Consider the following 14,703-nt stretch of genomic DNA (forward strand, 5'->3'; position numbering starts at 1 on the left):
ATCAACATGGCTGGCGGGACGCCCCTCTTATTGGTGTAGTCTCATCGTAATCGATCCGTTAACGCTGGATGCCTGACCAGAAGACATTCCAGGTAATCGCCAAAGCTTGTTCATAGGATTGCCGAGTCTCATACACGAGCTGTACATCCAGTCCATCCATCACGGTGACAAAGGCTACAGTGGCTTCTTCCGGACTCAGACGTATATCGGGATGTCTGGTAAATACGGCTGCCAGCTCTTCCTTCAATGTCCCAAGGTACGATCGATACTGCGCGAGCACAAAATCATGCACCTCCAGCGGTGTGATAAAGGACAGGATATACATAAAAGCAACGTTAGGGTGAGTCAGGAAACGATTTTTGTGTTCATGTAAAAAGGCATATAGCTGCTGATCCAGCGTTTGGGTAGCAGACTCGCTGAAAAATTGGCGTACAAACCGCTGTTCCTCCTGCACGACTTCCTCATATAACTCCAGCAATAACGCTTTTTTGGATGAATAATGATAAGCCAGGGATTGCTTGCGAATGCCTGCCTCTTCGGCAATCTGCGCCATCTTGGTCCCCTCGTACCCCAGACGATTAAAATGTTGAATGGCAATTTCCTTGATTCGTTTTTTACTCAATGTCTACCTCCAGTTGGCGAGCTGTATACCTCTGCTGTTTTTGGGAGTATACCAAATATAACAAGATATATACCACAAAAATGACTATAGAGATAGCATACACGACCGTATAGGAAAATGCAGAAGCCACAACGCCCAGGATCAACGAACCACCGCCAATCCCGAGGTCAAAGAAATTAAAGAAGGAAGCCATCGCATTCTCATGCTCATGTTCCTCCACAAGATTCACACACCAGGTCTGAATTGCCGGGAATATGGCACCAAAGCCAAAGCCGTATAACGCGCCAGCGATCAGGAATTGCACATCATTCTGCGCGATAATTAGAACCAGCAGTCCTGCAATTGCAAACACAGCAGAAGGCAGCAACACGGAGCCTGGTCCCAATCGATCAAACATTTTCCCCGAGAATAGTCGGACGGCGAAGCTGGCGATGGCAATGACAAAGAAAAACCAGGCTATATTCTCAAACCCTCTTTCGGCGGCGAATAAAGCTACGAAAGACATGATTGAACCGGCTGCAACGCCAACGAGCATAATCAACAAGGAAGGGAAGAGTACTTTCTTTTCGATCAGTTTCACCGAAGGGACATGGGTTTGCGTGGATTCGCTATTAACTCCTGTCTTCGGTTTTCTGGATACAAACACTGTCATCAGGAGTGCTAACAGCAAAATGCACATGCCTCCCATAAACAGGCTCTGATAGTCGTACTTAAACAACAGGCTGGTGCCGATCAACGGACCAATGGATATGGCGACGGTTTCCCCTACACCGAAATACCCCATGCCTTCTCCCCGGCGATCCCTGGGTATGTTTTCTGTAGCAATCGTCGCAAAGTATGTCGTTGCCAAACCAAATCCGAATCCATGGATCACTCGGAATACGAGAATCATCCAAATACCTGACGATAGGTAGTATGCACCTGTCATTAATGCGCAGATGGTGATGCCGATAATCAATAGATATTTTTTATCTATTCGAGCTGCCAAAACAGATGTGAAGGGGCGAATCAAGATGGCAGAGAACATAAATATGCCAGTAACAAAACCGATCTGGGATGCTTCTCCACCCAGACTTGAGACGAATAAGGGTAAGGTGGGAAGCAGCATTTCAAAGGCCATGAACAATAATGCGTTGGCTAACATGATAAATAGGAATGATCTTCCCCAGAGTTGCTGAGGAGTTGGGCTGTGTGTTGAAGAAATCATGGTTTTCCTCCGTAATATTGATCTCTGTCGCGCGACATGTTGAACTGATTTTACCTGACGATAGTCAGATTGTAAAGTGCCTATTCAGAGCATTGTTTAATGATTTATTTGTCGATGAGAGAAGTAATTAATAATTTTTAATCCATATCCCAACATTTTCCGATATAATAATCAGATAAAATGATTCGAGAGAGTACTACCTCAGAGAGGTGATATGAAATGACGATTGATGTGCTTGTTAGAAATAATGTTAAAGTGCTTGGCTCGGGTAGCCAAACGATTGTATTTGCCCATGGTTTTGGATGTGATCAGGATATGTGGCGTTACATCGTCCCTGCTTTTAGCGAAAACTATCGTGTAATTTTGTTTGATTATGTTGGATCTGGCGAATCTCAAATCAACTATTATGATGCTGTTAAATATAACAACCTTGAAGGGTACGCCCGGGATGTGCTGGAAATTATGGAAGCACTTGAATTAAGAGATACCATATTTGTCGGTCATTCTGTCAGCAGTATGATCGGCATGCTGGCATCCATTCGTAACCCCAAATATTTCAAACAGATTGTCATGTTGGGGCCTTCCCCACGTTATGTGAATGATCTTCCAAGTTATTATGGAGGTTTTGATCGGAATGATATCGATGAATTGCTTGAGATGATGCAGATGAATTTTATAGGCTGGGCAAGTTATCTGGCACCGATTGTGATGAACAATCCGGAACGGAAAGATCTGGCGGAAGAGTTGGAGAAAAGCTTCTGTTCCAGAGATCCGCATATTGCGAGACAATTTGCCGAAGTGACGTTTTTATCTGACTGTCGTATTGATCTGGATCAGGCAACTGTACCAACGTTGATTCTTCAGTGTTCTGAGGACAGTATTGCCCCGGTTGAAGTAGGGGATTATTTACACGCTCATCTGAAGAATAGCAGGTTGCAACAGATGACGGCCAAGGGTCATTATCCACATCTAAGTCAACCGGAAGAAACGATCCGAATGATTAAGGATTATTTGACGAGCGCATAAAATTCGGAAGAAAGGCTGTTATTGATGGATACCCAACTAGATTCAGCCCCCTGTGGATACTTCTCTATCTCTGATTCGGGCGTCGTACAGTCGATGAATCAAACTTTGCTTACGATGCTTGGATACAAACGCGATGAGCTCATAGGGCAACATATTGAATCCACCATGTCGGTGAGCAACAAGGTGTTTTTCCATACGTATTTCTATCCCTACATCCAGTTATATGGACATGTGGACGAGATGTACTTTAGTTTCCGTACCCGTGATCAGCAGGCTGTTCCCGTTCTGCTTAACGGTATTCGTCAGACCCGTAATGGGGAAAGCGTGGTAGATTGTGTCGTTGTAGTCATGCGTAAGCGAATCGAACATGAGAAGGATATTTTGCATACCAAAACGAAGCTACAAGAGTTGTATCAAGCGACCCAAGAAGCGAATAAGGAGCTTGAACGATTACACGAGGAATACAAGATCAAAGAGCAGGCGCTAATGAAAGTGAATGATCAGTTGGAGACACTGGCTTCCACCGACCTACTGACAGGACTGAAGAATCGCAGGTTCTTCCAAGAGAAAATGGCTGAGAAACTATTGCTATTCCAGGAGAAGCAACGTCATTTCTCTCTTCTGGTTGTGGACATTGATCATTTCAAAAGTATTAATGATACGTACGGACATCCCATTGGAGATTTGGTGCTCGGCAATCTCGCGGGGCTGCTACAATCGGTATCACGGGGTACGGATGTGGTAGCACGTTACGGCGGAGAGGAATTTGTCATCATCCTTTCGAATTGTGAAGAGGAGCAAGCGAGTGGCATCGGAGAGGGATATCGTTCTCAGGTTGCTTCAGCCGATTGGGGCGAATATAACATTACCGTGAGTATTGGTGCGGCCACTGTAGTCGAGGAAGATACGGAACAGTCCTTGTTCCAAAGAGCGGACAACGCCCTGTATGCCTCCAAAACCGGAGGACGAAATCGGGTGACACATGCAGCGCAGATGGTAAGAGGTTAAGGGATGGATTGGAGCAAAGTAAAACCATAAGAAGCCTGTGCAATGATAAGGGAGATGATTCCCCTCATGCACAGGCTCCTTTTATTTGCGTGAAACAACGCGGTGCTAATTCCACTTGATTAGTTTCAGATTAACTTTACCGTGGTGCAAGATAACCATACGCCTTCGCCGGAGAATTCGCCTGAAGACGAAAATCTTCGTTGGACTCATCCATAAATGCCGGGTTCACATATATGGAGTGTGCATCGTTACCAGTTCCTTTGATGTAGGCGGTGATGCCGGAGTAGGCTTTATTTTTCCAAACCCACAGGGCATCTTGCTGCTCACCTGGTGAGTAATAGACATTATGGTCAAACACATTGCCGGTATTGCTAGTATATTCGTTGTATATCAGTACTTCCGAGCTGCCCGATACGAGAATGTTATGCATGAACGTATTGTTCATCGTCCGGGATTGCATGAATAACTGTCCATTGCCTGCATTCAGCGTATCATTCCCAACCAGCGTATTATACATGATCTTACTCTCCTCGGTAGATCCCCGTTCCTCGTCATATCCACCCATGGCAATGCCCGTAAGTCGGTTGGAATAAATCAGGTTATCCCTCACCGTAATGTTGCTTGTCGAACGTCCGGCATGCTCCGAGGCAATCTCAATTCCGATATCGCTCCGATATACCCGGTTTTGGTCAATAATATGATCTTTCCCGCCATCCACATAGATGCCGCCCGCCGAGTTACTATCATTGGGAAGATCTGTTCCGTAGGAGGGGTTGTCGTTGGATGTAATATCGTATACTTCGTTCCCGCGCACGATACCGTTCCGGGCCTGATCGTATGTATCATCCTCGGATGTGCCTTCAAACCCAATCAGATCAATGCCAATATTGTCGGAATCATGGATGGTATTGTCCAATATGGCAAAGGTATCGACATTGCCGTTGACTGCAAGTGACTCGCTGGAACCGAGTATTAGATCATATAATTCATTATCCTTGACGATGATATCGCGCAATGCTTGAGGGTGCTCTGTGCCATATATGGCAATTCCGTGGGCATCTCTGCCTCGCAAATCGGGACCTTCAGGTGGTGCGTGATTAGCAATCGCGTGTATGGTGTTGCCCAAAAGCTGAATGTGCTCACCTGCTCCGTGGACATAGATCCCGGTTGGAACTTGGCCCCCAAGTGTGGTTGTAAAGTTACGAAGTTCGAGATTCTGAATCGTGATATAACTGGCGTTTTCAATTTCAATTAACCCTTCAATCCCCCGGACAGTTAGACCTTGGCCATCCATGATAACCTTCTCCTGAGGATAGCTTGAAAATAGGGTTGGATTAGCGGAAGAATTACCGCTCCGGGTGATTTTGACTTTCTGATGATACACACCTTCCCGCACATAAATTGTGCTTCCCGGGGAAGCATGGTCTGCTGCGTGCTGCAACGTTTTCCATGGAGATTGAATGGTTCCTATATTCGAGTCGTTTCCTTGGGGTGATACGTAATGGATGACCTGGGGATCGGACTTTTGAACAGAAACGGGTTCCTTCATGGAAGCAGTATGATTCTGACAGCCGGATACGAGCAGCATCAGAATCGGAATTATAAGTAAAACTAAGCGAGTCAAATCGCTTCCCCCTTGCATTTAGCTTTGAAGATCGATTATAGCAGATTTGAACGGGTTAATAAGCCATGATATGCTCTTATAAAATCAGCGAGGAGAGTGCTCATGAATACATTAACGATAGCTGAATTAGTAGATCGGGAGAATCACGCATGGGAAGAACTCAAGGAACTCCTGGACAGCGGGCAAAATACATATGTGTATGTTCCAGCAAAGCAGGAGGTTGGAGAGGATACGCTCTATCGTCTGCAAATAAGCACCAAATCCTATTTGGGGGCTGTTGCTTATGAGACAGAAGGGATTGTACTGGACCATGGCTGGATCACGCTGCTTGGTGCGGGTGGTGACAGTACATCGGGGAGTCTAACCAGTTGGAATGGTGTGAGTGAGCAACCTTGGGTAGATGTACTGGAAGGTATGATGGTCGTCGCATATGATGCGGCAGGCGGTTTCTTCGGAATGGATACAGGCAAGTATGGCCGCACGGGACAGGTCTATTATTTTGCACCGGATACACTCGAATGGGAATCGACAGAACTGACATATTCAGGTTTCATGAATTGGCTCGCAAATGGGGATCTGGAGCAGTTTTATCAGACCTTTCGCTGGAAAGGCTGGCAGGAAGAAATGTCTCAGCTACAGACAGGACAAATATTTGCCTATTATCCACCACTTTGGACACAGGAAGGCAGCGGTGAGAGCAGTAGTAAAGCCCCAATTAGCGTAATGGAGGCCTGGAAGTTCGCACTGGACGGGAAATAGTCAACATGCTGCTGTATTGAGTGATCCACTTTTAAAAAAACGGCATTTCTGTTTCAAACTAAAAGAGGCTCGCGCTTGGCGCGGGCCTTTTTGTTCTGAACTTTAAACATCAATTATCAATTGTCCAATGTAACAGGTTCAATACCTGAGCGTGATGCTCTGCTATGCCAGACAGTCAGCCCGAGTGAGACAACACAGACGAACAACAGACAAGCATATACCACATGATAAGCTTCCTCTACTGAGACTCCCGGAATGCTGTGCAGCAGCAGCCCACACACGGCTACAGACACTGAACCACCGAAGAACTGAATCAGTTGTAGCATGCCCATACCGGAACCTATTTGCGCTTTGGGCAGCACTCGTGACGCTTCATTATTCAGTGAAGCCATGGAGGCTGAGAGTGCCGGTGAGAAAAAGAGATAACCACTGGTAATGATCAAGGCGGACTGGTCAAGTCCGAGCATGAATAAGGCAAGTACCGCTGCGAGCAGGGTGTGCCCGATGATCATGAATCGCATATTGCCATAACGGTCGATCCAGCGTCCGACGAAACGGGTACAGAATGCTGCAACGATTGCCCCAGGAGCAATCAGCAAACCAATGGCCAGCGAAGAGCGCCCATACAGATCAGCGAGCACAAGCGGCATCAAAAACAGATTGCCCAGATTCACGACGAGCACGCAGAATCCGATAAGGATTAGCCGGGTGTATCCCGGCGTTCGGAACACTTGTGGATTCACAAACGGCAGATTCGCTTTACGGATATACAAGAGGTGTGCAATAAGCGAGATAACGCCTATGGCGAACCATAACCAGGATTGCTGGGTGATCGCTACCAGAAGTGTAGTGGCGTTAATGACGGTTAATATAGCCCCAATGAAGTCGAACGGCTGATCCGTTTTGACCGTTTCCCGGGGAAGGAAATAGAGTAATACGGGGAGGGCGAGCAGGACAAGCACCGTTATGGCAAAAAGTCCGTTCCAGCCCCAGTACTCACTAATGAGTCCGCCGACAATGGGACCCAGTCCAAAAGCCATGGCGCTACCTGATGAGATCAGCGCGATGGCAGCTCCGCGCCGTTCCACCGGGATGTAACGACTCGCAATGACGAGACCCAGACCGGCCATAACTCCTGCACCCGCAGATTGCAGTATGCGTGTCAGCAACAGGAACGCGAAGCTATGCGCGAACAATCCCAGCAATGAAGATAATCCCAGGATCAGGAGTCCAACCGTTAGCAGTTTGCGTACCGGGATACGGTCTGACAATCGACTGTAGATCACCGTCGACAAAGCGTAACCAATCGAATAGCTTGAGATAACCCAAGACCCCAGATCTGAGGTGATCTGAAGATCATGAATAATGACTGGCAAAGAAACATTGAACATGGTGGTATTCATCACAACGATGAACAGGCAGCATGTCCAGAGTGGCATGACAATTTTATCTTTCACGGTACCATTCCTGTCTTGGGTATGAATATGAATTCGGATAGAACCTCAAATGGAAATTAATTTTGCATAAAAGCAATATATCATTTTACACTCCATTTCATCATATGGCAATAATGTCATACCATTTCACGCTTGGATTACATGTGGATTTATGTGCTGTAAGACGATAATTCATAGATTAATAAACAATAGGCGCCCTGATGAAGGGCGCCTGTTTCTTTATAAAACTTTTAGTATAAGAGGTACGTTCTATAACTTTTATGCCACAGTAACTTGTTTACCGCGATTGCGAATCCACTTGATGACATCCATCAGAATGACGGCGACAAGAGCGAGTCCGCCTGCAATCAGGAACTCATTCCAGCCAAACGTATCCGGGATGGCGAAGACGCCGCGCACACCTGGGATCAGTGTGATTGCATATAGACAGAGACATACCAGGATCGAGCCAAGCACCAATTTGTTGGTCGTGAAGCCCACCTGGAAGATGGTCTGTGTGTTGGAACGTGCTGCAAAAGTCTGGAGACTGCGTGCCAGAATCAGGGTTGTAAAGGCCATAGCCACACTGATTTCCTCCGAGATGCCAAGTCCGATATATTGGGATACGATAACAGCCGCACCAATCAGGACACCACGCGTAATCACAGCCTGCAGGGTTCCGCCTGCGAAGATGCCTTCGTTAATATCACGCGGTTTGCGCCGCATGACATCCGGCTCGGCCTTCTCGGTACCCAGGGCAATGGCAGGCAGGGAGTCGTTCACCAGATTGATGAACAGCAGTTGAAGGGCCGTGAACGGATTAACCCAGCCGACGATCAGGGCAAACAAAATGGCGATAATGGCGCCGAGGTTACCGGCAAACAGGTATGCGATGGCTTTTTTGATATTATCAAATACCATCCGCCCAACACTGACCGCATTCACGATGGAGACAAAGTTATCATCGGTCAGAATCATGGCAGCCGCATCTTTGGCAACATCTGTTCCGCTGCCCATGGCTACGCCGATGTCGGCTTGTTTCAGCGCTGGTGCGTCATTAACTCCATCTCCAGTCATGGCTGCAACTTTTCCTTTGCGCTGCCATGCACGAACAATCCGAATTTTGTTCTCGGGAGATACCCTTGCGTAGACCGAGATGTGTTCGAGTTGTTTATCCAGCTCCTCATCAGACATTTTGTCCAGTTCGGCTCCGGTAATGGCGAGATCGTCCGGTTCGGCAAGGCCAATATCCACACCGATGGCCTGAGCCGTCGTTTTGTGGTCACCGGTAATCATGATGGTGCGAATGCCCGCTTTTTTGGACTCTTCAATAGAGCCGTACACCGCTTCACGCGGTGGATCAATCATCGCTGTCAGGCCAACAAGCGTCAGATCATGCTCGTCATCAATGGTGACCTGGTTTTTATCATCGAATTTTTTGTACGCATAGGCCAGCACACGGAAAGCCCGTTTGGAGAAGGCTTCATTTTTTTCTTCAAACTGTGCACGAATCTCAGGTGTCAGGGGCTGAACTTCACCGTTAATAAACACATGGCTACAGCGGCTGAACAACACATCCGGACCACCTTTGGTCAGCAAAGCCGTCTGTCCTTCAAACGTGTGAACCGTACTCATGAGTTTTCGATCCGAGTCAAAAGGAAGCTCGGCTTCACGCGGGAACTGGTCACGGATCTCGTTGTAATCCTTGTTCACCCGGTTGCTGAAGGCAATGAGGGCCACTTCGGTGGGGTCACCCAGTTCCTTGCCTTCCTGGTTAATATTCGAATCATTGCAGAGCACTGCAATATGTAACAAACGTCGTTCCTCTTCCGACCACTGATCCGGATCATCGGGGAATTCATCCCTGGTACCATGGGGAATGTAATAATCCACAACGGTCATCTTGTTCTGCGTTAGTGTACCTGTTTTATCGGTACAGATGATGCTGGCAGAACCGAGAGCTTCCACGGCAGGCAGTCTGCGAATGATCGCATGCTGTTTGGCCATCTTATTCGTTCCGAGTGACAATACAATGGTCACAATGGAGGAGAGTGCTTCTGGGATGGCAGCAACCGCAACGGCTACCGCAAACATCAGTGCATTCACGATGGATGGTCCGATATTCTCCGTACCTTCGGTTAACCATACGCGACCAGCTTCAATGGCAAAGATGAGAATCGACAAGCCAAGAATGAAAAAGCCCAGTTTTTTGCTGAAAGATTCCAATTTGCGCTGTAATGGCGTGTTCTTGGCTTCGGCATTTTCAATTAATTCAGCAATTTTTCCGATTTCTGTTTTGAGTGCCGTACCTGTAATGACGAGCATACCGCGTCCATATACGACCAGTGAGCCACTGAAGGCCATATTGCGACGATCTCCAATAGGAGCTTCATCCGGGATGACATCGGCGTGTTTTTCCGCAGCTTCGGATTCTCCGGTCAGCATGCCTTCGTTGATTTTTAAACTGCCTGATTCCAAGATACGTCCGTCGGCCGGGACATAATCTCCTGCGTCCAGCATAACAATATCACCGGGCACGAGCTCCCTCGCTGGAATGGTCTTTTTCTGGCCGTCACGAATGACCTTGGCTTCGGGTGCAGACATTTGTTTTAACGCATCAAGCGAACTCTCGGCTTTTTTGGTTTGCACTACACTGATCACGGCATTAAGCAAAATAACCAGGAATATGATCAACGATTCAATCAGGTGTCCAAGTACAACCTGTACCGCGGCTGCAATCAGCAGCACGATGACCATAGGATCTTTGAAATTTTCGAGGAACAGTTTCCAGACTGGCGTTGCATCTTTACCTTTTAACTCATTATATCCTTCCGTTTCAAGTCTCTTGGCAGCTTCGGAGGTTGTGAGTCCCTTAGAAGAACTCTGTACATCCTGAAGGGTTTCCTCTGCACTGTGTCTATAGTGTTGCAATTGACCAGCTCCTTGAATATTAGATTTCTCTGTGTATTACCCTTACGGACAAAATCTAGAATCGTTTCATTTCCATAATTTTTTATGATTATAAAATCTATAAGTTTTCAGCGGAGCTGAAGGATTGGATAATCACAAGAAAAGCAACCGCTAAACCACGAATGTATCCCTCAATAGTGCTTCGATCAGAAGTTTTTCTTATGTACACAGTATTTTTCATAATGAGCCGAGATATGCTTCATTCCCAATGTTATTATTTCCAGTGATGCAGAGACATAACATGCATCACTGGAATGAAACTTATGGTGGTGTGAACCATGGAGGAATTTTAGATCAGACGATAGCCTGGAGGCAGGTTTCCAGTACGCTGAATTCTACGGACTTGTGCTGAAGTTAACCGCTGATTCGTAGCAATTAGCGATTCTACATCTCCTCTTCTAAGGATGTCGTCCAGTTCACGAATATTGCGATTGCCCCGCAGAATAACGAAATTATCACGAAAACGTGACCGATCAAACAATACAAGCGTGGCATTCGGATTCGTAGAGAAGAACCGCAGACTCTCAATCCCGGTCAGGACAGCGTCGATATCAGCAATACCCAGGTTACCACGGTAAACTCTTCGTAATCCCCTGAAATTCTCTTCACTGTATACGGCCAGTCGAGGATAGGTGCGAGAGATCGAAACAGGTTTATCCATATGATGTTCCCCCTTTGTTTACAAGACAAATCTGCCTGGATGACAGATCGATCTATTCAACAGGATATGTTGAGAGGAAAGGTATGGATTGGATGATAGTCTCAGAGAACCATATATAGGTGTTGGATCAGAAACTGTGTGCACCATCACACATGGACATATCGGGGTCTGTTACGCTATTTCATAACGAACAGTGTTGAATCTATTTTGGAGGGGAACCCATATGTTTTGTTATCAGTGCGAACAGACGCCGAGTGGCGGGTGTACCGTGGTTGGGGTATGCGGCAAAAATGAAACGATCGCAAGTTTGCAGGATACGATGATCTTTGCGTTAAAAGGGATTGCTGCTTATGCGACACATGCACGCCAGTTGGGATATCATGATCCTGAGGTGGATCGGATTACACATGAGGCATTATATATGACATTAACGAATTCGAATTTTAATGTTCAAGAGCATTTGGATATGGCGATGAAAGTCGGCAATGCAGCAATCCGCATCATGGACGTGCTGGATCGTGCGCACACAGACCGCTTTGGTATACCGCAACCGATAACGGTTAGTCAGAACCAGATCGAAGGACAGTGCATCGTGGTGACAGGGCATAATCTGTATGCACTGGAGGAGTTGCTGCGTCAAACCGAAGGGAAAGGAATCAACATCTATACTCACTCGGAAATGTTACCTGCGCACGGTTATCCGGCGCTGAAGAAATATGCCCATCTCAAGGGCAATATCGGTAAAGCGTGGTACGATCAGCGCAGACTGTTCGAACAATTTCCGGGTGCCATTCTCGCAACGACCAACTGCGTTATGCCGATCAAAGGCACATATGCAGACCGCTTCTTCTCATATGAAGTGGCGGGTCTGGAGGGTGTTGCCAAAATTATGAATGACGACTTCTCACCTCTAATTGAACGCGCATTGTCACTGCCGGCGGCTGATGTACAATCCGAGCAAGTCTTAACGACAGGATACCATCATGAGACGGTCATCGGACTTGCGCCCGAAATTATTCAGGCGGTAAAAGACGGTCATATCCGTCGATTCTTCGTGATCGCGGGCTGTGATGCGCCAGGCAAAGGCGGCAATTACTACCGTGAACTCGCTACATCGTTGCCGAATGATACCGTTATACTGACGACCTCTTGTGGCAAGTTCCGCTTCAATGATGTGGATTATGGTACGGTTGGAGACACGGGCATACCGCGTTATATCGACCTGGGACAATGCAATAATTCCGGTTCCACCGTGAAGATTGCAATGGCTTTGGCGGATGCTTTTGGCTGTACCGTGAACGAGTTGCCTGTCAGCATTGTGCTGTCCTGGTTTGAGCAAAAAGCAGTAGCCATCCTGCTTGGCCTGTTCAGCCTGGGCATTCAGGACATTCGGATCGGACCCAAACCACCTGAGTTCATATCAGAAGGTGTCCTGGATGTACTCGTGGATATGTTCGGCCTGAAGTTAATTACAACGGCAGAAGAAGATATGAACGCGATGTTGGCATTGTCATAGGATGAAGGGTGTATAGTTACGTGCATCGCCATCTGATGACTGCGAATGTCGGTTGTGAGTATGGCGAGTATGACTCATAAGTAAAGATGGATAAGAGCCTACATAAGAGTAGGCTTTTTTTGCTTTTTCGACCTTCATAGGTCCATATACCTTGTATAAATGATCATACAATGTAAGGAAAATTAGTTTTATTATCCTATTGAAGTTTTTTCGTGGAAATGTGTATATAGATAGAGGCATATTAGATAGAACACATCACAAAACACGGGTTTACCGTAACATGAGGAGATTATACATATGCATGAAAAGAAGGTTGAAGATTGGTTGAAACTCACATGTGGCGCGGAGAACATCAAGCTTGTAGAGCACGATAAGGGTACAACGATGTTGATACTGAAGGACAGCAGCCGATTGAACATGTCGATTTTGGCCTCCATTGGTTATGAGGCAGATATTCGGGTAACAGGTGAGCAGTGCCATCTGGCAATAAAGGATGAATCTGTCCTGATCTACAACACGTTACTGGGTATGGGCGTTGGGGAAATGGAAGGAACAATATTACAGGAAGCAGGACACGGGAAGAAGAACAGATCTTCGATCTTACACTTTGTTTCCGATGTGTTTAGGCCCTTGATGCCTGCGATTCTCGGAGCCGCTGTTATTAAGATACTGCTCGCTATTATTACGTTAATGGATACGTACGGTTCAACGGATTCTTCTGCATTGATGGACAGTCAGACCTTTACGATATTCAGGATCATTGGAGACAGTGTTGTTTATCTACTGCCTGTATTGGTAGCCATCAGCACAGCGTACCGGTTGAAGAGCAATATCTATGTTGCTGCATCTATTGGCGGATTGATGTTCCATCCGGAGATGACCATGATGATGTCAGGTGAAAAAGACGTCCATTTCCTGGGCTTGCCACTCGTGTCCCAGCCTGCTTTTTACTCGACTGCCATCTGGGTTATTCTAACGATCTGTGTCGCGTCGTATCTGGAAAGAGCCGTTCAACGAATAAGTCCAACATTCTCCAAAGGAATTGTTGCTCCGTTCCTGACGTTATTGATCCTGGTTCCACTGGTATTCATGATATTTGGTCCTATTGGTACCTGGATCGATGAATATCTACCGGAGGCATTGGATTCGCTGTTAGCTAATGTTCCAGTGTTGACGGTAATGTTACTGGGAGCGGTCTTCTCACTGATGTTAATTATGGGATTACACTACTGGCTGATTGCCATCCTAATTAATGAAATGGTTATGAATGGTGGTTCCATGGTGATTACTGCCATGTTAGTGGCGATTGTTGGACAAGCGGGGGCCGCGCTTGCAAACGGAATTCGCTCGAAAGAGCCAGCATCCAGAAGACTTGCTTTCTGGGCAACGGGAACAGCCCTCCTTGGAGTCGTAGAGCCTGCATTGTATGCGGTCAACATGAGAAAGAGAACCTCTTTCTACGCAGCATTGCTGGGTGGAGCTGCGGGTGGACTATATTTCGGATTGTTATCTGTCAAGGCATTCGCTATGGTGGGGAATCCGAGCTTGGTCAGCCTCCCGCTCTTCATCGAAGAGGGCAGCCTGAATCTGTTACACACCTGCATTGGTGTGGTTATTGCGTTCGGTGTTTCAGGTGGACTGACGTATTGGATGGCAGGAAAAGGACAAAAACGGGGAAAGGCAGCACTGAAAGCCAGCATCGAGTAATACGTAGAACGTAATTTGAAAAAATTAGCATTAAGGTTGTAAGAAAGAGCCTGTACCTGTGAAGTGCACCCCTTAGAATAGACATTGGATTAAACCCCTGGTTTATCCGATGAAATTCTAAGGGGTGCATTTTTTATGCCAGCAGTTAAAGGTCAGAAGTTTAAACA

At 46.7% G+C, this 14,703-nt stretch carries 11 protein-coding genes; 5 read left to right on the forward strand and 6 right to left on the reverse strand.

The window, feature by feature from the left end; genetic code table 11:
- Nucleotides 1-58: 58 nt before the first annotated feature.
- Together WFI24_RS27510 and WFI24_RS27515 are read right to left on the reverse strand one after the other, a co-directional pair.
- The gene (locus WFI24_RS27510; protein ID WP_336765123.1) at nt 59-622 is read right to left on the reverse strand and encodes a TetR/AcrR family transcriptional regulator; all 564 of its coding nucleotides are present in this window, start codon (nt 620-622) and stop codon (nt 59-61) included.
- Entirely contained in the window at nt 615-1,829 is a 1,215-nt protein-coding gene (locus tag WFI24_RS27515) for an MFS transporter (protein ID WP_336765124.1), read from the reverse strand. The genes WFI24_RS27510 and WFI24_RS27515 overlap by 8 nt, the downstream gene beginning before the upstream one ends.
- Before the next feature lie 219 nt (nt 1,830-2,048).
- Here WFI24_RS27515 and WFI24_RS27520 point away from each other — a divergent pair, with 219 nt between their 5' ends.
- Both WFI24_RS27520 and WFI24_RS27525 read left to right on the forward strand, forming a co-directional pair.
- Nucleotides 2,049-2,855 carry an alpha/beta fold hydrolase gene (locus WFI24_RS27520; RefSeq protein WP_336765125.1) on the forward strand — a complete coding sequence of 269 codons (807 nt, stop codon included), beginning with the start codon at nt 2,049-2,051 and terminating at the stop codon, nt 2,853-2,855.
- Between the two features lie 24 nt (nt 2,856-2,879).
- Nucleotides 2,880-3,863: a sensor domain-containing diguanylate cyclase gene (locus WFI24_RS27525; RefSeq protein WP_336765126.1), complete on the forward strand. Its 984-nt coding sequence runs from the start codon at nt 2,880-2,882 to the stop codon at nt 3,861-3,863.
- Between the two features lie 136 nt (nt 3,864-3,999).
- Here WFI24_RS27525 and WFI24_RS27530 read toward each other — a convergent pair whose 3' ends face one another.
- On the reverse strand, nt 4,000-5,412 hold the full coding sequence (locus WFI24_RS27530) for a right-handed parallel beta-helix repeat-containing protein (RefSeq protein ID WP_336765140.1): 1,413 nt from the start codon (nt 5,410-5,412) through the stop codon (nt 4,000-4,002).
- Between the two features lie 177 nt (nt 5,413-5,589).
- On the opposite strand from WFI24_RS27530, the gene WFI24_RS27535 reads away from it, so the two are divergent.
- A complete protein-coding gene (locus WFI24_RS27535; protein ID WP_336765127.1) occupies nt 5,590-6,246 on the forward strand; it encodes a DUF2625 family protein in 657 nt (218 codons plus the stop codon).
- A gap of 116 nt (nt 6,247-6,362) precedes the next feature.
- Here WFI24_RS27535 and WFI24_RS27540 read toward each other — a convergent pair whose 3' ends face one another.
- The 3 genes from WFI24_RS27540 to WFI24_RS27550 form a co-directional block, all read right to left on the reverse strand.
- Nucleotides 6,363-7,703 carry an MFS transporter gene (locus WFI24_RS27540; protein ID WP_336765128.1) on the reverse strand — a complete coding sequence of 447 codons (1,341 nt, stop codon included), beginning with the start codon at nt 7,701-7,703 and terminating at the stop codon, nt 6,363-6,365.
- A 258-nt stretch (nt 7,704-7,961) separates the two neighbouring features.
- Entirely contained in the window at nt 7,962-10,613 is a 2,652-nt protein-coding gene (locus WFI24_RS27545) for a cation-translocating P-type ATPase (protein WP_336765129.1), read from the reverse strand.
- A gap of 328 nt (nt 10,614-10,941) precedes the next feature.
- Complete coding sequence (locus WFI24_RS27550) at nt 10,942-11,313, reverse strand: hypothetical protein (RefSeq protein ID WP_336765130.1); 372 nt, start codon at nt 11,311-11,313, stop codon at nt 10,942-10,944.
- A gap of 223 nt (nt 11,314-11,536) precedes the next feature.
- Here WFI24_RS27550 and hcp point away from each other — a divergent pair, with 223 nt between their 5' ends.
- On the forward strand, nt 11,537-12,829 hold the full coding sequence (gene hcp, locus WFI24_RS27555; RefSeq protein WP_336765131.1) for a hydroxylamine reductase: 1,293 nt from the start codon (nt 11,537-11,539) through the stop codon (nt 12,827-12,829).
- A gap of 297 nt (nt 12,830-13,126) precedes the next feature.
- Nucleotides 13,127-14,536: a PTS transporter subunit EIIC gene (locus WFI24_RS27560; RefSeq protein ID WP_336765132.1), complete on the forward strand. Its 1,410-nt coding sequence runs from the start codon at nt 13,127-13,129 to the stop codon at nt 14,534-14,536.
- The last annotated feature ends 167 nt before the right edge of the window (nt 14,537-14,703 follow it).

Origin of the sequence: Paenibacillus sp. USHLN196 (assembly GCF_037144955.1) — a bacterium.
Lineage (GTDB): Bacteria > Bacillota > Bacilli > Paenibacillales > Paenibacillaceae > Paenibacillus > Paenibacillus xylanexedens_C.

Coding starts and splice junctions, on each gene's coding strand:
- WFI24_RS27515 (WP_336765124.1), bottom strand. CDS start 1,829: ATGATTTCTTCAACACACAGCCCAACTCCTCAGCAACTCTGGGGAAGA.
- WFI24_RS27520 (WP_336765125.1), top strand. CDS start 2,049: ATGACGATTGATGTGCTTGTTAGAAATAATGTTAAAGTGCTTGGCTCG.
- WFI24_RS27525 (WP_336765126.1), top strand. CDS start 2,880: ATGGATACCCAACTAGATTCAGCCCCCTGTGGATACTTCTCTATCTCT.
- WFI24_RS27530 (WP_336765140.1), bottom strand. CDS start 5,412: ATGAAGGAACCCGTTTCTGTTCAAAAGTCCGATCCCCAGGTCATCCAT.
- WFI24_RS27535 (WP_336765127.1), top strand. CDS start 5,590: ATGAATACATTAACGATAGCTGAATTAGTAGATCGGGAGAATCACGCA.
- WFI24_RS27550 (WP_336765130.1), bottom strand. CDS start 11,313: ATGGATAAACCTGTTTCGATCTCTCGCACCTATCCTCGACTGGCCGTA.
- hcp (WP_336765131.1), top strand. CDS start 11,537: ATGTTTTGTTATCAGTGCGAACAGACGCCGAGTGGCGGGTGTACCGTG.
- WFI24_RS27560 (WP_336765132.1), top strand. CDS start 13,127: ATGCATGAAAAGAAGGTTGAAGATTGGTTGAAACTCACATGTGGCGCG.